The organism is Marinobacter arenosus, from assembly GCF_019264345.1.
GTDB lineage: Bacteria > Pseudomonadota > Gammaproteobacteria > Pseudomonadales > Oleiphilaceae > Marinobacter > Marinobacter arenosus.
Genome location: NZ_JAHVAO010000002.1, coordinates 170453 through 191485 on the forward strand (window position 1 = coordinate 170453; position 21033 = coordinate 191485).

Annotated in this window: 22 protein-coding genes; 17 read left to right on the forward strand and 5 right to left on the reverse strand. The window is 59.8% G+C overall.

Annotated elements, in window-relative coordinates:
• Positions 1-110 precede the first annotated feature (110 nt).
• The 12 genes from rpsP to ung all read left to right on the forward strand — a co-directional run bounded on the left by rpsP (position 111) and on the right by ung (position 12109).
• Positions 111-350: a 30S ribosomal protein S16 gene (gene rpsP, locus KXD86_RS15190; protein ID WP_218637002.1), complete on the forward strand. Its 240-nt coding sequence runs from the start codon at positions 111-113 to the stop codon at positions 348-350.
• A gap of 27 nt (positions 351-377) precedes the next feature.
• Positions 378-905: a ribosome maturation factor RimM gene (gene rimM, locus KXD86_RS15195; protein WP_218637003.1), complete on the forward strand. Its 528-nt coding sequence runs from the start codon at positions 378-380 to the stop codon at positions 903-905.
• A 3-nt stretch (positions 906-908) separates the two neighbouring features.
• Positions 909-1667, forward strand: coding sequence for a tRNA (guanosine(37)-N1)-methyltransferase TrmD (gene trmD, locus KXD86_RS15200; protein ID WP_218637004.1), 759 nt, complete (start codon positions 909-911; stop codon positions 1665-1667).
• 25 nt (positions 1668-1692) lie between these two features.
• Positions 1693-2049 carry a 50S ribosomal protein L19 gene (gene rplS / locus KXD86_RS15205; protein WP_072677905.1) on the forward strand — a complete coding sequence of 119 codons (357 nt, stop codon included), beginning with the start codon at positions 1693-1695 and terminating at the stop codon, positions 2047-2049.
• Positions 2050-2163: 114 nt separating this feature from the next.
• Complete coding sequence (gene xerD, locus KXD86_RS15210) at positions 2164-3066, forward strand: site-specific tyrosine recombinase XerD (protein ID WP_218637005.1); 903 nt, start codon at positions 2164-2166, stop codon at positions 3064-3066.
• A 124-nt stretch (positions 3067-3190) separates the two neighbouring features.
• Positions 3191-3937: a DsbC family protein gene (locus KXD86_RS15215; RefSeq protein ID WP_218637006.1), complete on the forward strand. Its 747-nt coding sequence runs from the start codon at positions 3191-3193 to the stop codon at positions 3935-3937.
• Positions 3938-4085: 148 nt separating this feature from the next.
• The gene (locus KXD86_RS15220; protein ID WP_218637007.1) at positions 4086-5387 is read left to right on the forward strand and encodes a homoserine dehydrogenase; all 1302 of its coding nucleotides are present in this window, start codon (positions 4086-4088) and stop codon (positions 5385-5387) included.
• Positions 5388-5398: 11 nt separating this feature from the next.
• Entirely contained in the window at positions 5399-6799 is a 1401-nt protein-coding gene (thrC, locus tag KXD86_RS15225; protein WP_218637008.1) for a threonine synthase, read from the forward strand.
• Positions 6800-6805: 6 nt separating this feature from the next.
• Positions 6806-8539: a single-stranded-DNA-specific exonuclease RecJ gene (gene recJ, locus KXD86_RS15230; protein ID WP_218637009.1), complete on the forward strand. Its 1734-nt coding sequence runs from the start codon at positions 6806-6808 to the stop codon at positions 8537-8539.
• Between the two features lie 146 nt (positions 8540-8685).
• Positions 8686-9781 (forward strand): peptide chain release factor 2 gene (gene prfB, locus KXD86_RS15235; RefSeq protein WP_218637010.1). Its coding sequence is split into 2 segments (ribosomal slippage): positions 8686-8757 and positions 8759-9781, totalling 1095 coding nucleotides; the frame shifts between segments, so codons are not numbered across the junction.
• 52 nt (positions 9782-9833) lie between these two features.
• Positions 9834-11375, forward strand: a complete 1542-nt coding sequence (gene lysS, locus KXD86_RS15240; protein WP_218637011.1) for a lysine--tRNA ligase — start codon at positions 9834-9836, stop codon at positions 11373-11375.
• A 2-nt stretch (positions 11376-11377) separates the two neighbouring features.
• Positions 11378-12109: a uracil-DNA glycosylase gene (ung, locus tag KXD86_RS15245; RefSeq protein ID WP_218637012.1), complete on the forward strand. Its 732-nt coding sequence runs from the start codon at positions 11378-11380 to the stop codon at positions 12107-12109.
• A 3-nt stretch (positions 12110-12112) separates the two neighbouring features.
• On the opposite strand, the gene KXD86_RS15250 is transcribed toward ung, so the two are convergent.
• The 5 genes from KXD86_RS15250 to nadB form a co-directional block, all read right to left on the reverse strand.
• On the reverse strand, positions 12113-12946 hold the full coding sequence (locus KXD86_RS15250; RefSeq protein ID WP_218637013.1) for an HDOD domain-containing protein: 834 nt from the start codon (positions 12944-12946) through the stop codon (positions 12113-12115).
• Positions 12947-13063: 117 nt separating this feature from the next.
• Positions 13064-14077, reverse strand: a complete 1014-nt coding sequence (gene ygfZ, locus KXD86_RS15255) for a CAF17-like 4Fe-4S cluster assembly/insertion protein YgfZ (RefSeq protein WP_218637014.1) — start codon at positions 14075-14077, stop codon at positions 13064-13066.
• 3 nt (positions 14078-14080) lie between these two features.
• The gene (locus KXD86_RS15260; protein WP_218637015.1) at positions 14081-14563 is read right to left on the reverse strand and encodes a protein YgfX; all 483 of its coding nucleotides are present in this window, start codon (positions 14561-14563) and stop codon (positions 14081-14083) included.
• Entirely contained in the window at positions 14547-14819 is a 273-nt protein-coding gene (locus KXD86_RS15265; protein WP_218637016.1) for an FAD assembly factor SdhE, read from the reverse strand. Before KXD86_RS15265 ends, KXD86_RS15260 begins: the two co-directional genes overlap by 17 nt.
• A 49-nt stretch (positions 14820-14868) precedes the next feature.
• Positions 14869-16473: an L-aspartate oxidase gene (gene nadB / locus KXD86_RS15270; RefSeq protein ID WP_218637017.1), complete on the reverse strand. Its 1605-nt coding sequence runs from the start codon at positions 16471-16473 to the stop codon at positions 14869-14871.
• A gap of 203 nt (positions 16474-16676) precedes the next feature.
• Here nadB and rpoE point away from each other — a divergent pair, with 203 nt between their 5' ends.
• The 5 genes from rpoE to KXD86_RS15295 all read left to right on the forward strand — a co-directional run bounded on the left by rpoE (position 16677) and on the right by KXD86_RS15295 (position 20920).
• Positions 16677-17294 (forward strand): RNA polymerase sigma factor RpoE, encoded by a 618-nt coding sequence (gene rpoE, locus KXD86_RS15275; RefSeq protein ID WP_218637018.1) that lies wholly within the window; start codon positions 16677-16679, stop codon positions 17292-17294.
• A gap of 15 nt (positions 17295-17309) precedes the next feature.
• A complete protein-coding gene (locus KXD86_RS15280; RefSeq protein ID WP_218637019.1) occupies positions 17310-17867 on the forward strand; it encodes a sigma-E factor negative regulatory protein in 558 nt (185 codons plus the stop codon).
• Between the two features lie 2 nt (positions 17868-17869).
• Positions 17870-18907 (forward strand): MucB/RseB family sigma factor regulatory protein, encoded by a 1038-nt coding sequence (locus KXD86_RS15285; RefSeq protein WP_376770985.1) that lies wholly within the window; start codon positions 17870-17872, stop codon positions 18905-18907.
• Complete coding sequence (locus tag KXD86_RS15290) at positions 18904-19353, forward strand: SoxR reducing system RseC family protein (protein WP_218637020.1); 450 nt, start codon at positions 18904-18906, stop codon at positions 19351-19353. The genes KXD86_RS15285 and KXD86_RS15290 overlap by 4 nt, the downstream gene beginning before the upstream one ends.
• Before the next feature lie 91 nt (positions 19354-19444).
• On the forward strand, positions 19445-20920 hold the full coding sequence (locus KXD86_RS15295; protein ID WP_218637021.1) for a DegQ family serine endoprotease: 1476 nt from the start codon (positions 19445-19447) through the stop codon (positions 20918-20920).
• Positions 20921-21033 lie beyond the last annotated feature (113 nt).

Genomic DNA, 21033 nt, shown 5'->3' on the forward strand with positions numbered 1-21033 from the left:
CTTTTTTAGCATAGAATAGCGCCCCTTTCGAGTATGGGTCTTCGCGTCAGCCGTGTTTCGGCTGATGTGAATCGTACAAAGTTCGTACAACAGAACAGGATATTGGTTAAATGGTAACAATCCGTTTGGCTCGTGGCGGCTCCAAGAAGCGCCCGTTCTACCATCTGACAGTCACTGACAGCCGCAAATCTCGCGACGGTCGTTTTATTGAGCGTGTTGGCTTCTTTAACCCGATCGCCCGTGGTCAGGAAGAGCGTCTTCGCGTTGATCGTGATCGTGTGGACTTCTGGCTGGGCCAGGGTGCGCAGACCAGCGAGCGTGTAGCACAGCTGCTGAAGGGCGCTGAGTAATCGCGTCTGGACGCTGGGGTTGATGGCATGACACAGACTTCGCAGGAAACTGTGATCGGCCGGATTACCTCGGTGTTTGGGGTCAAGGGGTGGCTAAAAGTTTACTCCTACACTGACCCCAAGGAAGGAATACTGAACTACCGGGACTGGATGTTGGATCTGGACGGCAAGCGTATTCCGGCCAAGCTTGAGGAAGGTCGCCGCCAAGGGCAGGGGATCGTCGTCAGGCTGAAAGGTATTGATGACCGGGACGTCGCGCTCAAGTATTGCGGCGCCGACGTCAGGGTTGGTACTGACGAGCTGCCGGACCTCCCGGAAGGGGAGTTTTACTGGTTCCAGCTCGAGGGCCTTGATGTCGTTACGGTCGAAGGTGAATGCCTGGGTACAGTGCATCACCTGATTGAGACGGGTTCCAACGACGTGTTGGTGGTGCACGCCTCGGCAGGCTCCATTGATCAGCGCGAGCGGCTGATTCCCTATCTGCCGGATCAGGTGGTCCGGGAAGTGGATTTGGCGTCGGCTCGAATGGTCGTTGACTGGGATCCGGAGTTTTAACGGGTGTGGATTGGCGCAGTCAGTCTGTTCCCGGAGATGTTCAGTGCGGTAACGGATTACGGGGTCACGGGTAGAGCAGTTCGGGATGGTCTTCTGACCTTCCGGAGCTGGAATCCCCGCGAGTTCACCCATGATCGTCACCGCACGGTGGACGACCGGCCCTATGGTGGTGGTCCGGGGATGTTGATGAAAATTCAGCCTCTCAGGGATGCCATTCATGCGGCGAGGGAGTCAGCACCCGGTAAAGCCTGCGTGGTGTATCTATCACCTCAGGGTGAGACGTTGAATCAATCTGTTGTCGAGTCCCTTGCGGCAGAGGAGCAGTTGATTCTGGTTGCAGGCCGATATGAGGGTGTGGATGAGCGCCTGATATCGACGGAAGTCGATCGGGAAGTGTCGCTGGGTGATTTCGTGTTGTCCGGTGGCGAGTTGGCGGCCATGGCCGTCATTGATGCGGTTACACGCCTCATCCCCGGAGCGCTGGGTCATGCGCAGTCGGCAGAGCAGGATTCCTTTGCCGATGGTTTGCTGGATTGTCCGCACTATACCCGGCCCGAAGTTTATGAAGGTCAGGCGGTGCCGGATGTTTTATTGGGCGGTCACCATGATCAGATCCGGCGTTGGCGACTGAAACAGTCGCTGAGGCGAACCCTGGAGCGGCGCCCCGACCTGCTGGAGCAGCGGGTGTTTACGGATGAAGAGCGTCAGCTGCTGGAAGAGATTTTGAACGAACCGGGTGCCTCTGAATCATCAGGGCATTAAAAGATTGGGTATCAGGAGCATTACGATGAGCGGCAAGAACAACATCATCAGTCAACTTGAAGCAGAACAGATGACCAAGGAAATCCCTGCGTTTGCGCCGGGTGACACCGTGGTCGTTCAGGTTCGCGTCACCGAGGGTAACCGTGAGCGTCTGCAGGCGTTCGAGGGTGTTGTCATCGGCAAGCGTAACCGTGGCATGAACTCCTCTTTCACCGTGCGTAAGATTTCCTACGGTGTGGGCGTTGAGCGTACTTTCCAGACCTTCTCCAAGCTGATCGACAGTGTCAGTGTGAAGCGTCGTGGTGACGTGCGTCAGGCCAAGCTTTACTACCTGCGCGACCTGTCTGGTAAGGCAGCTCGTATCAAGGAGAAGCTGGGCTGATCAGCTATTCGCTGAACAGCGCGCTTATAAAAAGGCAGCCTCGGGCTGCCTTTTTTGTGTCTGTTCCCCGGGTGAGGCATGCTCGTTTCAGGGTGAAAGCATGAGAGTGGTGATGTGAGACCGGAAGATGAGGCCGTGATCACCCGTTTTACCGACGCCATCTGGCTTGAGGACGGGTTGGGGGAAAAAACACGCCAGGCCTATCGCAGCGATCTGGCTCGTCTGGCGTCCTGGCTTGAAGAGCAGCCAGGGCAGCCTTTGCTGAAGACAGCTCGCAGGACTGACCTGCTGGCATGGATGTCCAGGGGGCTGGCAGAGGGGGTGAAAGCGTCCACAGCGGCACGGCGTCTGTCGGGGATGCGTCGTTTTTATCGGTTCCTGTTGCGGGAAGGGGCGATCGCGGAGGATCCGACGCTGCGAATAGACAGCCCGCGCCTGCCGCGTCGGCTACCGGATTCGTTGACGGAGGAGGAGGTGGATTCCCTTCTGGCCGAGCCGAACCCGGAAGTGCCCATTGAGCTCAGGGACAAGGCGATGCTGGAAATCCTTTACGGTTGCGGCCTACGGGTTACCGAGCTCACCGGTCTGCGGGTTGACCAGGTAAACCTGCGTCAGGGCGTGGTTCGCATAACCGGTAAGGGGGACAAGGAGCGTCTGGTGCCACTGGGGGAGGAGGCGGTCGACTGGCTGCTGAGGTACATGAAGGAAGCTCGTCCCGAGCTCCTGAAAGGGCATTCCTGTGACGCGCTGTTCCCCGGAAGCCGCCCCACTGCCATGACCCGACAAACCTTCTGGCATCGCATCAAGCATTACGCTGTCCGGGTCGGCATTCGCAAGCACCTTTCCCCTCATACACTGCGGCATGCATTTGCGACCCATCTGCTCAATCACGGAGCGGACCTGCGGGTTGTGCAGATGCTGCTCGGGCATTCGGACCTGTCCACCACTCAAATCTACACCCACGTAGCTCGTCAGCGGCTTCAGTCCTTGCATCAGTCCCATCACCCCCGTGGCTGACGATGCGGTTTTTGGGTAAGGTACTGGCTTTGAACTTTTGCGTCCGCCCTGTGTCGCAGTATCGTGTTTCCATGATCCGGCCGCCAATGGCCGGGATCCCAATTTTGTCTGACTGGATGTAGCTATGTCTGCCAGAAAAAGCGTAAAGAAAGTTGCAATGGTGGTTGGCCTCATGGCTGGCGCTGTTTTGGCTTGGCCGGCCGCCGCCGGCGAGGTAGAAGATGGGATTGCCAAGCGTCTGACCGACGCGGTGCCCGGACTCAAGGTCCAGTCGGTGCGTGAGTCAGAGGCCAAGGGTCTGTACGAGGTGCAGAGCAATAATGGCGATACCATTTACACCACAGCGGACGGCCAGTATTTGCTGACCGGTGACCTCCTGAAAATCACCAGCAACGGCATTGCCAATGTGACTGAAGAGGCTCGGGCCGGCCAGCGTGAGCAGGTCATGGCGGCGTTCGGTGACGATGGCGTGATCCGCTTTCCGGCAGACGGCGAGGAAAAGGCGGTGATTGATGTGTTTACCGATATCGACTGCCCATACTGCCGCAAACTGCATGATGAAGTGCCCAAACTCAACGCCTATGGTATTACCGTCAATTACTACGCGTTTCCCCGTTCTGGCCCGGGAACACCCTCGTTCACCAAATACGTCTCGGTCTGGTGCGCCGAGGACCAGCAGGCTGCAATGGATGCGGCAAAAGCCGGGCGCACCGTAGAGTCGGCCACCTGTGAGAATCCCGTGCTGGAGCAGTACCAGCTGGGTGGTCGAGTGGGTGTGACTGGTACGCCCGCAATCGTGTTGGAAGACGGCAATATGGTGCGGGGCTACGTGCCTGCCGACAACCTCGCCAAGGGGCTCGGTCTGCTTTGACCTTGCCCGGGGCCCCGCTCCTTTGCGGGGCCTCTCACGGATTTCACATCCTTCCGGTTCAGGGCTTATTCATGGCCATCTGAATCGGTATACTATGCCTCCCTAAATGTAATTCATCAGCACCCCTTGCGGGTTCAGAGGTGAGAGTTTGAAAGACGTCAGTGTCGGAATCTGCGGACTGGGTACCGTTGGCGGCGGTACGTTCAATGTCTTGACCCGGAATGCCAAGCTTATTGCCGGCCGGGCAGGATGTAACATCCGAATTACCCGGATCGCCAGTCGTCGTCCCCGAACCGATATGGATCTCGGCGATGTACCGTTTTCCACCGACATTTTTGACGTGGTGAACGATCCCGCTGTGGACGTCGTTGTGGAGCTGATCGGTGGCTATGAAACGGCGAAAGAGCTGGTGCTTGCGGCAATCCGTAACGGTAAGCACGTGGTTACCGCCAACAAGGCCCTGATTGCGGTGCACGGCAACGAGATCTTCGAGGCTGCCGAGAAAGCCGGTGTGGTCGTCGCCTATGAGGCTGGCGTGGCCGGTGGTATTCCGGTCATGAAGGCGATTCGCGAGGGCATGGCGGCAAACCGGATCGACTGGATTGCCGGTATTATCAACGGCACGGGCAACTACATCCTGACGGAAATGCGTGCCGGTCGTGAATTTTCCGAAGTGTTGAAAGAAGCCCAGGATCTCGGGTACGCGGAAGCCGATCCGACGTTCGACGTCGAGGGTATCGACGCAGCCCACAAGCTGACTATCCTGGCCTCCGCCGGTTTCGGGGTGCCCCTTCAGTTTGAGAAAGGCTTCACCGAAGGCATCTCGAAAATCACGCCCTATGACATCGCCCACGCCGAACTGCTGGGATACCGCATCAAGCACCTTGGCATTGCCCGTCGTCGCGATGACGGCATCGAGCTTCGGGTGCATCCGACCCTGGTGCCCCAGAGCCACCTTATTGCTCAGGTTGACGGTGTCCTGAACGCGGTTCTTGTGGACGGCGATGCCGTCGGACAGACCATGTATTACGGGCCAGGCGCCGGTGATGAAGCGACGGCTTCCGCCGTTATTGCTGACATTGTCGACGTTGCCCGTGCCGTTGCCAGCGGCAGCCAGCAGCGTGTGCCTTACCTCGGATTCGAGCCGGCGGCCATGGAAGACCTTGATGTCCTGTCCATGGAGGACGTCCAGTCCGCTTATTACCTGCGGATTACCGCACTGGACCGCCCGGGTGTCCTGGCCAAAATCGCCTCCATCCTCAGTGAGCATGGCATCAACATCGAGTCCATCATGCAGAAGGAATCCGAGCTGCAGGATGGCCGTATCCCGGTGATTATCCTCACCCACACGGTTCAGGAGCGGCAGGTCAACCGCGCCATCGAAGAGCTGGAAGCTCTGACCGACACGGACGGTCAGGTCATTCGCATCCGCGCCGAAAACTTTAACTAACAGGTACGCTCGTGAGATATATCAGTACGCGGGGTGAAGCGCCCGCACTGGGCTTTGAGGATGTTCTGCTGACCGGTCTGGCGACCGACGGCGGGCTCTATGTGCCGGAATCGCTGCCCCATTTCAGTCTTGAGGAAATCCGCAGCTGGCGTGGGTTGTCGTACAGCGAGCTGGCGTTCAACGTGATGCATCCGTTCGTCGACGATGCCATTCCCGCTGACGATTTCCGCAAGATGCTGGATGAAACCTACTCGGTGTTCAGCCACAAGGCGGTGGCCCCGCTGGTTCAATTGGATACCAATGAGTGGGTCATGGAGCTGTTCCGTGGGCCGACCCTGGCGTTCAAGGATTTTGCCCTGCAGCTGCTGGGCCGCTTGCTGGATTACGTGCTGGAAAAGCGCAAGCAGCATGTTGTCATCATGGGCGCCACTTCCGGCGACACCGGATCGGCCGCGATTGAAGGCTGCCGCCGGTGCGAGCACGTCGACATTTTCATCCTGCATCCCTACGAGCGTGTCTCGGAAGTTCAGCGCCGGCAGATGACCACGGTCAAAGGCGATAACATCCACAACATCGCGGTGCGGGGCAATTTTGATGATTGTCAGCGCATGGTCAAGGAAAGCTTTGGTAATCAGGGCTTCCTGGGTGGCAAAACCCAGCTTGCGGCGGTGAACTCCATCAACTGGGCGCGGATCATGGCTCAGATCGTCTACTACTTCCAGGCCTCCCTGGCGCTGGGTGGTCCCGATCGAAGCATGGCGTTTTCGGTGCCGACCGGTAACTTTGGTGACATTTTCGCCGGCTACCTGGCCAAGAAGATGGGGCTGCCCATCTCTCAGTTGGTGATTGCCACCAATCGCAATGACATTCTTCACCGATTCATGAGCGGCAACAGATACGAGCAGCACAAGCTGGAGCATACCCTGTCGCCGAGCATGGATATCATGGTATCCAGCAACTTTGAACGCCTGCTGTTTGATTTGCACGGTCGTGATGGCCAGGCGGTGAAGACGTTGCTGGAGAACGCCGCCAAGGGGCCCGTGAGCATTGAGGATTACCGCTGGCGTCACGCCCGCAAGCTGTTCGACAGTGACGCGGTCGACGACAAGGCCACCTGCGATACCATCCGGGAAATTCATGAGCAGAACGAATACCTGCTTGACCCGCACACGGCCATTGGCGTGCGTGCGGCCCGCAACTGCCGCCGTGACAGCTCCGTGCCGATGATCACCCTCGGCACCGCCCATCCGGCGAAGTTCCCGGATGCCGTGGCCGAATCCGGCGTGACGGTAAAGCCTCAGCTGCCCGCCCACATGGCGGATCTGTTTGAGCGGGAGGAGCGTTATACCGTTCTGGATAACAACATCGCCGGTGTTCAGGAGTTCATAGCCAAGCACTGGAAAAATGCCTGATCCGGTATGACACCGAAAAAGATCCTGCGTCGCCCCCAGCCGGACAGCAATCCGGCCTGGGGGCAACAGCTCCCGCCACTGCTGCGTCGCCTCTATGCCGCCCGGGGGGTTACCTCCGACGAGCAGCTAAGCTATACCCTCAAGTCGTTGGCCTCGCCCATGGAACTCCGTGGCATCGATCGCGCCGTCGAATTGCTGGCGGACGCCATTGAGCAACAACAGCGAGTCCTGATTCTCGGGGATTTCGATGCCGATGGTGCCACCAGTACCGCGGTTGCCATGCTTGGCCTGTCGATGCTCGGGCTCCAGGGGCTCGATTTTCGGGTGCCCAGCCGGTTTGCCGATGGCTACGGGCTGACGCCGGGGATCATCGAGCGACTTGCGGAAGAGGGTGAGTTGCCGGACCTGCTGGTTACCGTGGATAACGGCATTTCTGCCATTGACGGGGTCGAAGCCGCCCGGGAACAGGGCATGAAGGTGATCGTTACGGATCATCACCTGGCCGGTGAAACCCTGCCGGATGCGGATGCCATCGTGAATCCGAACCAGCCGGGCTGCCCCTTCCTGAGTAAGAATGCGGCCGGGGTCGGGGTAATGTTCTATGTCCTCACCGGATTGCGTAAACACCTTCGGGAGACTGGCCGCCTGCCGGCGCCGGAACCCAATCTCGGGGTACTCCTGGATCTTGTCGCCCTGGGCACGGTCGCGGACGTCGTGCCACTGGACCACAACAACCGGATTTTCGTGGAGCAGGGCTTGCGGCGTATCCGCAAGGGAGAGGCGCGCCCTGGTATTCTGGCGCTGCTTGAGGTTGCGGGCCGGGATCATACGGCCATCAGCTCCACCGACCTCGGATTTGTAGTGGGCCCCCGGCTGAACGCCGCCGGGCGCCTCGATGACATGAGCATCGGCATCGCCTGCCTGCTCGCCGACAGCCCCGATGAGGCCCGTCGCCTTGCGCGGGAGTTGGACAGTTTCAATCGGGAACGGCGTACCATCGAAAAGGACATGAAGGCCCAGGCTCAGGACCTGCTGGCGTCAATGTCTCTGGATCTCGAGGGGTTACCCTGGGGGCTTGCGTTGTTCGACCCGGAGTGGCACCAGGGTGTGATTGGTATCCTGGCGGCCCGTATCCGGGAGCAGACTCACCGTCCGACCATTGCCTTTGCCCGTGACGAGAACGGTCAGGATATCAAGGGGTCGGCCCGGTCGATTCCTGGTCTGCACATTCGTGACGTGCTTGCGGCAGTGGACGCCCAGAATCCGGGCATGATGAAGAAGTATGGCGGTCATGCCATGGCTGCCGGCATGACTCTGGCGCGGGAGGACCTTGACGCGTTTTCCGACGCCTTTGACAAGGCCGTGCGGGAGACCCTGCGAGCCGAAGACCTGGAGGCGGCGATCACCACCGACGGTCCCTTGAGTGTCGAGGAGCTGAGCCTGGATACCGCTGCGCTGTTAAAGCGGGCCGGCCCCTGGGGCCAGCATTTCCCGGAGCCGGTCTTCGATGGCGAGTTCCGGGTGGTCAGCCAGCGCATTGTCGGGGAAAACCATTTGAAGTTGGTGCTGCAGCCCGCCGAGGGCGGGGGCATCATCGATGGCATTGCCTTCAACACCGGCCCGGAAGTGCCTGACTACACCCGCACCGGGGCCCGGGTTGTCTACAAGCCGGACGCCAATACGTTCCGGGGGCGGACCAATCTGCAGCTCCTCGTGGATTATCTCGAGCCGCTTTCCTGAACTTTCTTCCGGGAAAAGAACTCGCTGCGCTCATCTCGTTTAACTGCCTGACGTATCGGTTTACCCCGGCTGATTTAGCTACAGAAATCCGGTAGAATCCCGCCACTGTTTTTTACTCATCATTTTCCAGAGCGAGTAAGGGTTTCATGGAAATCAATCCCATTGTGACGAAGATTAAAGAGCTTCGTGAGCGCACTGAAGCGCTCAGGGGGTATCTTTGACTACGACCAGCGAAGTGAACGTCTGGTCGAAGTAGAGCGCGAACTTGAGTTGCCGACGGTCTGGGACGATCCGGAGCGGGCCCAGGGCCTGGGCAAGGAACGGGCTGACCTCGAGCTGATCGTCAAAACCATCGATAACCTCACCAGTGGCCTTGGCGACGCCGAGGGGCTGCTGGATATGGCGGTCGAGGAAGACGACGCGGCCACGGTCGCCGAGATCGAAGCCGATCTGGACGGGCTCGACAAGGAGCTTGAGAAGCTTGAGTTCCGCCGGATGTTCTCCGGCGAGATGGATGCCAACAATGCCTACCTGGACATCCAGGCCGGTTCCGGCGGCACCGAGGCTCAGGATTGGGCGAACATGCTGCTTCGCATGTACCTGCGCTGGGCCGAGCGTCGGGGGTTCAAGGCGGAGATTGTCGAACTTCAGGAAGGCGAAGTGGCGGGCATCAAGAGCGCCACCATCCACATCCAGGGCGACTATGCTTACGGTTGGCTGCGCACCGAGACCGGTGTTCACCGTCTGGTCCGGAAGTCTCCGTTCGATTCCGGCAACCGGCGCCACACCTCGTTCTCCTCGGTCTTCGTTTCGCCGGAAGTGGATGACAGCTTTGAGATTGAAATCAACCCAGCGGATCTGCGTGTTGACGTGTATCGCGCCTCCGGCGCCGGTGGTCAGCACGTAAACCGCACCGAATCTGCCGTTCGTCTCACCCACAACCCCACGGGGATTGTCGTGGCCTGCCAGGCTGGACGAAGCCAGCATCAGAACAAAGACCAGGCCATGAAACAGCTGAAGGCCAAGCTGTTTGAGCGCGAGATGCAGGAGCGGAACGCCGAGAAGCAGAAAGCCGAAGATGCCAAGGCCGACATCGGGTGGGGCAGCCAGATTCGCTCCTACGTGTTGGATGACAGTCGCATCAAGGACCTGCGAACCAAGGTTGAAACCAGCAACACCCAGTCGGTGTTGGATGGTGATATCGACAAGTTCATCGAAGCCAGCCTGAAGATGGCGCTGTAATCGGCGCCATCAACCCCAAACCCGGATAATTCCCGATCTTTAGTGAGCCAACATGACTGAACAAACCCACAGCGCCACCCAGCACGAGGACAACAAGCTGATTGCCGAGCGCCGTGCCAAGCTGTCCGAGCTGCGCACCGAAGGCAATCCTTTCCCGAACGATTTCCGCCGCGACAGCACCGCTGCTGAGCTGCAGGAGAAATACGGTGAGAAGAGCAAGGAAGAGCTGGAGAAGCTGGACATCAAGGTGGCGATTGCCGGCCGCATGATGCTTGACCGCAAGGCGTTCAAGGTTGTTCAGGATATGACCGGGCGGATTCAGATCTACGCCACCAAACACGTCCAGAAGGACACCAAACACTGGGATCTGGGCGACATCGTGGGGGTTCGCGGTACGCTCACCAAGTCGGGCAAGGGCGACCTGTACGTCACCATGGACGAGTACGTGCTGCTGACCAAGTCTCTGCGCCCATTGCCGGAGAAGCACAAGGGCCTGACCGACATGGAGGCCCGTTACCGTCATCGCTACGTCGATTTGATGGTGAACGAAGACACCCGCAAGGTGTTCATGGCCCGCACCCGCCTGATCAGCAGCATGCGGAACTATTTCAATGCCCGCGGCTTCATGGAAGTCGAAACGCCAATGCTGCAAGTTATCCCGGGCGGTGCCACCGCGCGTCCGTTCGTGACGCACCACAACGCGCTGGACATCGACATGTACCTTCGGATCGCGCCGGAGCTGTTCCTCAAGCGCCTGGTGGTTGGCGGGTTTGAGCGGGTGTTCGAGATCAACCGCAACTTCCGCAACGAAGGTCTCTCGACTCGGCACAATCCGGAATTCACCATGGTCGAGTTCTACCAGGCGTATGCTGACTACAACGACCTGATGGACCTCACTGAGGACATGCTGCGTCAGGTCACGAAAGAGGTGCTGGGCACGACCACGGTCGTGAATACCCGTGAACTGTCCAACGGTGAGACAGAAACCGTCGAATACGACTTCGGGAAGCCGTTCCGCCGTATGACGGTGGTTGAGGCGATCCTCGAGCACAACCCCGATATCCAGGCGGGTCAGCTCGGCGATGAAGCCAGTGCCCGTCGCGTGGCCGGCCATCTTGGTATTCAGCTGAAAGATACCTGGGGTCTGGGCAAGGTGCAGATCGAGATTTTCGAGGCGACGGCGGAGCACCTCCTGGTCCAGCCGATCTTCATCACGGACTATCCCAAGGAAGTTTCGCCCCTGGCCCGTTGCAAGGACAATGATCCGTTCGTGACCGAGCGGTTCGAATTCTTCGTGGGTGGCCGCGAGCTTGCCAACGGTTTCTCGGAGCTGAACGATGCCGAGGATCAGGCCGAGCGCTTCCGCGCCCAGGTCGCCGAAAAAGATGCCGGCGATGACGAGGCCATGTTCTATGACGAAGACTACGTCATGGCGCTCGAGTACGGCCTGCCGCCCACGGCCGGCGAGGGCATTGGCATTGATCGCCTGGCCATGCTGCTGACCGACTCGCCGTCGATCCGTGACGTCATCCTGTTCCCGCACATGCGCCCGGAACACAAGGCCGAGCACCACGGCTCAGGCGACGAGGCGTAACCATGCATCCGGTTGAGGTACTGGCGAGCCAGCTCAGACCCGACCGGGGCTGGACCGATCATCTCGGCGACGAATTCCGCCAGCCCTACATGCGTGCGTTGGCGGAATTCCTGGCCGAAGAGGAGCAGGCCGGAAAGGTTCTGTTTCCCGCCAGTCAGCACTGTTTCAATGCCCTGAACAGCACGCCCCTCGATCGGGTGTCCGTGGTCATTCTCGGCCAGGACCCCTATCACGGCCCCGGGCAGGCTCATGGCCTGTGTTTTTCGGTCCGGCCGGATGTGCCACCTCCCCCGTCACTGGTCAACATTTTCAAGGAAATCCAGAGCGATCTGGATATCGACGCCCCCGATCACGGCTGCCTGCAGCCCTGGGCGGAAGACGGTGTGCTGTTGCTGAACAGCGTCCTGACGGTGGTTCAGGGGCAGGCCGGCGCCCACCAGGGCAAGGGTTGGGAAACCTTCACCGACAAGGTCATCGAAACCATCAACCGGGAGCGGGAAGGGGTGGTGTTCCTGCTATGGGGCAGTTACGCCCGGAAGAAGGGCCGGCACATCGATCGCAACCGTCACCTGGTGCTGGAGGGCCCTCACCCGTCCCCGCTGAGCGCCTACCGCGGATTTTTCGGGTGCAAGCACTTTTCCCGCGCCAACGATTGGCTGCAACAAAAAGGGCAGCCATCCATTGACTGGACGCTGCCCTCAAAAGCCGAGCTGATTGCCCGCTACCAGAAATAGCGCCTATTGCAGCAACGCCATCGCGGCTTCCATCTCGGCATTCAGATCTTCTTCCTCGCTCATGTCGATGTTCGGATCGAGCCCGACCCGTTCGAACGCGGAAATGGTGTTCCAGTCCATCTCGGTCCACGGGTGGTCACTGCCGGCGACCAACTGCAGGTTGGCAATCATGACCAGGTCCGCGTAATCGGGAGACGCTCCCTCACGCTGGAAATTCGCATATTCCAGGGGCACATTCTGCAGCTCTTCGGGGAAGTCCCATTTTTTCAGGATAGTGGCGCCCAGACGGGGATGCAGTTCGTCGATCACATTATCGAGCGTGATGCTGCTGATCTGGATGTCGTGATCCTCAACGTAACGCAGGATGGGCAGAACGCCGATCTGATGCACCAGACCCGCCAATGTCGCCTGGTCCGCCTTGAGCTTGGTGTAATGCTGGGCGAGGACATGACAGACGCCGGCCACTTCCGTGCTGGTCTGCCAAGTGGCCCGCAGGCGCTTGTCGACCATGTCGGATGTAGCCTGGAACATCTGCTCCATGGCAAGGCCCATGGCAAGGTTACTGGTGTAGGCCATGCCGAGGCGGCTTACCGCCATGTTCAGGTTCTCGATGGCGCGACTGCCACGGAACAGCGGGCTGTTGCATACGCGGATGAGACGAGCCGAGAGCGCGGTATCGTTACTGATCACTTTCACCAGATCGGCAATCGCGGAGTCTTCCGACTCGGCAATCTCACGAACCTGGAGGGCTACCTCCGGCAGTGTCGGAAGAACCAGCTTGTCATTTTCGATGGCGGTGATCAGATCGGTTTTTATGGTTTCTACGATGTTTGACATGGTCAGAAGCAGTCCGGTTATCAATGTTCGGCGCTGGCAAACAGCAGTCCCCAGCAACCGTAAAAATCCTATAAGTGACTTACTTTATAGCAAATTGCAGCGGCTTTGCCTGTCAACTTATGTATCTGTCTGTGGGCTTTTTTCCCGCTCGGGCACGGCGTAAGGGAGGGGCAGTTGGGCCAGCGTCTGGTCAGCCAGGCCGTCGATCGTCAGGTCCTCGTCTGCTGCGTCATGCCTGACCACGGCCAGAAGCTCGCAGGTGCCATTTTGCAGTCGCACCGCATTGACCACGTTGCCGACCGACCGGTCACCGGCCAGGATGGGCGCGCCAGGTGTTGGGGCCTGGTCTGCGTCGAGCCGGAACCGGTAGAGGCTCTTCTTTAGCTGACCCAGAAAATGCATGCGGGCGATGATTTCCTGGCCCGTGTAACAGCCTTTCTTGAAATGCACACCACCAACGTGCTGCCAGTTCAGCATCTGGGGCACAAAGACCTCTTTCGTTTCTTCCGTCAGTGCGGCAATTCCGGCGGCAATCTCGGACGCTTGCCAGTCGGCCAGGCTGCACTCTTTGCTGGCATCCAGGCCGGCTTCGGATTCGTCAGTTCGCCAGAATTCAAATCGTGACAGACCCTCGGCGGTCGGTTCGACACGAATCAGGAAGCCGGAGTTCAGCGCCAGCGAGTCCCCCGGGCGTTTGAGCTCTGAAAATGCCTGGCCGGCCAGTCGTTTCGCCTCGGAGTCACCAAACAGGCCAAAGACGCAACCATCCGTCACGGGTTCGGCAGACGTGCCCCGGAACAGCATCAGGTACTTGCGCAAATGGGTGAGTGTCGACTCAGCCAGCGAGGTGTCCAGATCCATCACGATGTTTTCACCGTCCCGCACCATCCGGGTCAGGCAGTAGGCTCGCCCTTTGGGCGTTGCCGCTGCGGCCCGGGGTGAGTAACCGGCAACAACCTCGTCGAGGTGCTGGCTGAACTGGCCCTGGAGGAACTTGTCGGTACCGGGGCCGCTGATGCGAACCAGTAGGCGGTTGCCCAGCTTCGACCAGCCGGTCTCCGGCAGGGGGGCCGAGGCAGTGGTCGAGGTGGAAGCGGTGTCGCCGGATGCTGGTGAGGCAGCGTCGGTCATGCATTACTCCTGGTGAGGGCTTCGCCGGGATGTTGGCCGGGACCTGCCCAGTCTCAGCCACACCCGCAGTCGACGGAATTCGTCTTCCGGCACGTTGCCACGCAGGCCCGTTGAATCGGCCAGAAGAATCGCGGAATACGACCTGACTCTGGTGCCTGTCGGACGAAGTTTCAAGAGGGCAAGGCGCGGGCCAAGTCGGCTGGTGCCGACAGCTTCGACGGAAACCTGCCGGCCGTCGCCGAGGCGGGCGCTCAACTGGCCCTGCTCAAGCCTCAGTGCCGTGACAGCAGAATTGCCCACGAGCATGCCGGAGCGTCGGTACTGGATCGTGGCGCCTGCCAGCGCGACTGGCACGCCAGCGAGGAGCCAGGTTTTTCCGCCATACGCCGCGGCAACCAGAAAAGCGAACAGGACCAGCCACGGAACGATGGCCAGCAGGCCGATGGTCACGGACGGAGAGAGGGTCAGTTCAATCCGGCTGGACACGATTCAGAATCATATCAACCATGCGCTGGAGGTCCGGGTCTTCGGGCCGGCTGCGCTGCATGAACCACTCGAACATGTCGGTGTCTTCGCAACTGAGCAGTTTCTGGTAGCGCGCCTTGTCCTCGGCTTCCAGGTTCCGGTAGACCTCTTCAACAAAGGGAATCAGCAGGACGTCCAATTCAAGCATCCCGCGTCGGCTGTGCCACCACAGGCGGTTGAATTCGGAGTTGTCGGAGGGGGCGGCATGTTCGGACATAGCAGGTTCCGTTGGTGTGGTGTGAGTCAATGGTACAGGTTATCGCCGATCAGGGAGACAGCGTACGGTAGGTCGTCGGAATGAGTACGGTATCCTTGGCTTCAGCGGTCAGACCAGGGTAATCAAGCGTGTAGTGCAGTCCCCGGCTTTCCTTGCGCTGGAGGGCAGAACAGATAATCAGGTCGGACACGGTGACCAGGTTCCGCAACTCCAGGAGGTCGTTGGAGACCCGGTAGTTGCTGTAGAACTCACCAATTTCACGGGACAGCAGGTCAACGCGGTGTTTCGCCCGCTGCAGTCGTTTGGTGGTCCTGACAATACCGACATAGTCCCACATAAAGTGCCGCAACTCATCCCAGTTATGGGAAATAACCACGTCCTCGTCGGAATCCCGCACCTGGCTCTCATCCCAGTCCGGTGCTTCCGGCGGTGGCGGGATGTCCGCCTCCCGGCGGGCAATGTCCTGCGCCGCGGAACGGCCATAAACGAGGCACTCCAGCAGGGAGTTGCTGGCCATCCGGTTCGCGCCGTGCAAGCCGGTAAAGCCGGCCTCGCCCACCACATAGAGCCCGTTGATGTCTGAGCGGGCGCGCTCGTCAGTGATGATTCCGCCGCAGGTGTAGTGGGCGGCCGGCACGACCGGGAGGGGTTCCCGGGTGATGTCGATACCGAAACCGAGGCATTTCTCGTAGATGGTCGGGAAGTGGTGCTTGATAAAATCCGCCGGCTTATGACTGATGTCCAGGTAAAGATGGTCGGCACCCAGGCGTTTCATTTCATGGTCAATGGCCCGGGCCACAATATCCCTCGGCGCCAGTTCGGCCCGCTCGTCGAACCGGTCCATGAAGCGGCTGCCGTCGGGCAGCTTCAGCAGTCCGCCTTCACCGCGTACGGCCTCCGTAATCAGAAACGATTTGGCGTGCGGGTGATACAGGCAGGTCGGATGGAACTGGTTGAATTCCATGTTGGCAACCCGGCAGCCCGCGCGCCAGGCCATGGCGATCCCGTCCCCGGAGGCGCCGTCCGGGTTGGTGGTGTAGCGATAGGCCTTGGAGGCGCCGCCCGTGGCAATCACCGTAAACCGGGCCCGGAACAGTTCAACGTGGTTGTCCTCAAGATTGAGGATGTAGGCGCCGACACAACGGTTGCCCGGCAATGACAGCTTGCGGTTTGTGATCAGGTCGATGGCAACCCGGCTGGACATGAGCTCAATGTTGGGGCGTGACTGAGCCTGCTCCGTGAGCGTGGTGGATACCGCATGGCCGGTGGCATCGGCAGCGTGGATGATGCGGCGGTGGCTGTGTCCGCCTTCCCGGGTCAGGTGGTAATGGGCGTTTTCATCCTTGGTGAAATCCACGCCGGAATTGATGAGCCAGTCAATGCTCTCGCGGCCATGTTCGACGGTGAACCGTACCGCGTCTTCATGGCACAGTCCGGCTCCGGCGGCCAGGGTGTCCTGGATGTGATCCTCGATGGAGTCGTCGTCGTCCAGAACCGCCGCAATACCGCCCTGGGCCCAGAGCGTCGCGCCACTGGAAATGTCGGCCTTGCTCAGTACGCAGATGCGCAGGTGCTCAGGCAAATTGAGTGCAACGGTGAGGCCGGCAGCACCACTGCCGATAATGAGAACATCGAATTCGTAGGACTGTGGCATTGGGTCGTGATCGCGGGCCATAATGTGGAGGTCTATTGAACTAAACTTTGCTCGTGCTGTCTATTTGGCCTGACAGGGTGAGCCACCCAAGCGGTGACTTTACCCGTTAAATGAATGGACGCCGGACAGCAACGATGACGCAAAGAAACCTAGCGAAGACCGGTCAACTGGCCGTTAAAACAGGGAAGCCCGGCACACCGTCCATGACTCCTGACCAAGACCAGAGACAGGGTGAAAGCTCTGACAGTCAGACCGATCTGCAGCTTGTGCGCAAGGTGCGGAACGGGGATCGTGCGGCGTTTGATTTGCTCGTGGTCAAGTATCAGTCGAGGGTCGCGTCTATCATCAGCCGTTACGTTTACGACAGTCAGGAAGTCATGGATCTGACCCAGGAAGCCTTCGTCAAAGCCTTCCGGGCCCTGGATCGGTTCCGGGGTGACAGCGCCTTTTACACCTGGCTCTATCGAATTGCTGTAAACACGGCGAAGAATTTTCTGGAATCCCGTGGGCGTCGGCCCCAGGGCAGTGCTGACGTGACCGAGGCCGAGCATTTTGACGATGGTGGTCGGCTCAGGGACATTGCCTCCCCGGAACGGCTGCTGCAGCGCGAGGAACTACAAAAAGCGTTGTCAGAAGCGATTGCCCAATTGCCGGAGGAGCTGCGTTCGGCGTTTCTGCTGCGGGAGTACGACGGTCTCAGTTATGAGGATATCGCCCGGATACTCGATTGCCCGATCGGTACCGTGCGTTCCCGAATTTTCAGGGCACGGGATGCGGTTGACCGCCATCTCGGGCCTTTGCTCAATCATTCAGCGACGTAGTTGAGGGTGCATCCTATGGACGATCGTCTCAGAGAAACACTTTCAGCCATGATGGACGACGAGGCCGATGAGCTGGCGGTTCGACGCCTGCTTTCCCATGGTCGGCAGGATGAGGTGCGCGAGCAGTGGCAGCGATGGCAGCAGGTAAGAGGGCTGATGCACAGCAGTCATTCTCCGGCGGACGGCGTCGATGTCAGTGTGGCGGTACGGGAAATGTTGGAAGGGCGGCCACGACCGTCCTCTGACCACAGCGTGACGGATCTGAAGCCCGCGACCCGCTGGCAATGGCCGGCCGTTGCCATGGTGACCATGGCGCTTCTGGTTGGATTTGGTGCGGGTGCCGGCTGGGAGTCGGTGGACGTTGAGGCTGGTACCCCGGTTGCGGCCACGGAGCCGGTTGATCCGTCCGCAGTGCCGCCGGTCAATGAAATTGCACTCCAGGGGCTTGATGAGGAGCAGTGGGAGCACATGAGCCGATACCTCCTTGAGCATGCCCAGCATAACAGTGTGGGGGCAGGGCGCGGTTCCGTTGGTTATGCGCGACTGGTGAGTGCGTCGGGTAGCGGTTACTGATCATGTACGGCAAACGCTTCTTGTCTGGATCGGGTGGCGGCATCCTGAAAACCATCATTCCGATGCTCCTGGCGGTCACCATGCTTGTGCTGGCGATCCGGCCGGCTGTGGCCGAGGATACCGGGGCCATGCAGTGGCTTGAGCGCCTGGGGCCGGCGTTGAACATGACCACCTACCGGGGCGTGTTTGTCTATGCCCGGGGCGATAGCGTTCACTCCATGCGCATCGCGCATCGGTACCACAACGGCATGGTTGAAGAGCGGCTGGTGCTCCAGGATGGTGGCGATGGCGAAATCGTCCGAAAGGGCATGAACGTGGTGTGTGTGTTGCCTGAGCGGGGCCGGATCAGGCTGGACCAGATCATTCCTTCGGGCCCCTTTGCTGAAGCGTTTGCCAATGAGCTGGTGTCTGTCAGTCGCTGGTATCAGGCGGACCTGGTAGGTGAAGATCGGATCGCCGGTTATGAAGTAGTGATCATTGCCCTGACGGCCAGAGACTCGCATCGTTACAGTCACCGTCTCTGGCTCGAGAAAAACTCCGGATTGCTGGTCAAGAGCCATGTTGGCGAACCGGGCGGCAAGGTTCTCGAACATTTCCAGTTCACCAGCCTCGACATTACCGACAGCATTCCCGACAGCGAATTCGAAATCCAGACCGAGGGGCGGGAAATCACCCGCAGCCTGGAGAACGTTGCCTCGGGCGAGCCCGCGGAACAGTCATCCATGGAGGGCTGGGATCTGGGCTGGCATCCTGAGGGATTTGTTCCCGCGGCTGCGCCCCGCTCGGGTCCGGGCAGGGCGGTGGCGTTTTCCGACGGTGTCGCTGCCTTTTCGGTGTTTGTTGAGCCCCAGGGGCAGGTCCGAATGCCGATTGGCGCTTCGCGGATTGGCGCCACCACCGTCTACATGCGGGAACTCAAGGCTGGCAGCAACAGTTTCCTCGTTACCGTGGTTGGGGAGATACCACCCAAAACCGCCCGCCAGGTTGCGGAATCGGTTCGGGTCGGTGACGCCCTTGCGCAACATTCGGGGGGGTCATGATTACCGAAAACGGAACGGTGATCGCCCTGAAGGAAGATCGGGTGTGGGTCCAGACCATCCGCCAGAGTGCCTGCGAAAGCTGTTCGGCCCGAAGCGGCTGTGGCCAACGGGTGTTGGCGTCGGCCACCGGCGGGCGCGCCAATCAGGTGTTGGTAGAGAATACGGTCAGGGCCCAGGTCGGTGACGAGGTGACGCTGGGCATCGACGAGCAGGCCCTGCTGGGAGCCTCGCTCATTGTTTACGCCCTGCCTCTGCTGCTGATGGTGCTGGCGAGCATTGTCGGGCACCGGCTGTCCGATGGCGCCGATTCCTGGGCCATGCTGGGGGCCCTGGTGGGGCTGGCGGCCGGGTTTCTCGTCGGTCGGTGGTTGCAGGCCCGCCAGGACGGTCGTTACGAGCCGCGCCTACTCCGGGTGAATCGCATCGCTTCCGACACCTGCATCTGAACGCTACGGAAACCCTACTGTTTTGTAAGTTGAAAAACGCATTGGCCATCTCAACATTTCGTTTAATGAAACGAACGCAAGGGGGAATAACATGCCGAGAATACTGACAGCGGTTGCCCAGCCAGATCCTGCCACGCGGGTATGGAGAATTCTGGGCGCTCTGCTGATGTTGTCCGTCATGGTGTCGGTTTTCTGGAGTCAGAGTGCTGGCGCCAGGAATCTTCCGGATTTCACCGAGTTGGTGGAGGACAACGCGGGAGCGGTGGTTAACATCAGTACCACCAGCGCACCAAAAGCCTCGAGTGGCGGCATGAATGGCTCGCCGTTCAGCGAGCGTCAACTGGAGCAATTGCCGGAATTTTTCCAGGATTTCTTCCGTGGCCCCCAATCGCCCTTTGGCGGTGGTCCCGGTAATGCCGAGCCTCGTCGCTCCATGGGGTCGGGGTTCATTGTATCCCGCGATGGCTACGTGCTCACCAACAACCACGTGGTTGAAGGTGCGGATGAGATCATTGTTCGGTTGAACGATCGTCGGGAATTGCCGGCCAAACTGGTGGGCACCGATCCCCGTTCCGACATGGCGGTGCTCAAGATCGAGAACGGCGAGGACCTGCCCGTCGTGGAAATCGGGCGCTCCCGGGACCTGAAAGTCGGTGAATGGGTCTTTGCCATCGGCTCGCCGTTCGGCTTTGACTACACCGTCACCGCCGGCATTGTCAGTGCCCTCGGCCGTTCCTTGCCTACCGAGAACTACGTGCCGTTCATCCAGACCGACGTGGCAATCAATCCGGGGAATTCCGGCGGGCCGTTGTTCAACCTTGATGGCGACGTGGTGGGAATCAATTCCCAGATCTACACCCGCTCTGGCGGCTTCATGGGGGTTTCCTTTGCCATCCCGATCGACGACGCCATGAACGTCTTCCGTCAGATCCGAGACACCGGCACGGTCTCTCGCGGCTGGCTCGGCGTGCTGATTCAGGAAGTGAACCGTGACCTGGCGGAATCTTTCGGTCTGAAGCGTCCCCGGGGCGCCCTGGTGGCCGAGGTGATGGACGGATCTCCGGCCCAGGCAGCCGGTCTCCAGTCCGGCGATATCGTGCTCGAGTACGACGGTGAGGAAATACAGCTTTCATCCGACCTGCCACCCATGGTCGGCAGAACGCCCATCGGTGAGACCGCGAGCCTGAACATTCTCCGTGGCGGCGAGGAAATGACCCTTGACGTTGAGATTGGCAAGCTCCCGGAGCAGGGCGGTGAACAACCGGTTCAGCCCTCAGAGGGCGGCAGCTCGTCCTCGGCCCCGCTGGGAATGACCGTTGAGCCCATCCCGTCCGAGTTGGCGGATTCCCTGAGTGTTGATGGGGGTGTCGTGGTTACCAACGTGACCCGTGGGCCGGCCTTTGAAGCGGGCATTCGTCCGCGCGATGTCATTACCGAAATCAACCGGGAAAAAGTTCGGTCGGTTGAGGAATTCAACGATGTCGTTGATGCATTGCCGAAAGACCGGGCCGTGTCTGTCCGGGTGGTTCGTCAGGGGCGGGCGGTCTACCTTGTCATGAAACCCTGACCGCATGGCCCGATCGGGCCAACTGAGTCGGAAACAAAGCCTCCGGTGTCTGTCAGAAACGACAGATCCGGAGGCTTTTGTTATACTTGCCCGATTCAAAAAAACTAGCATGG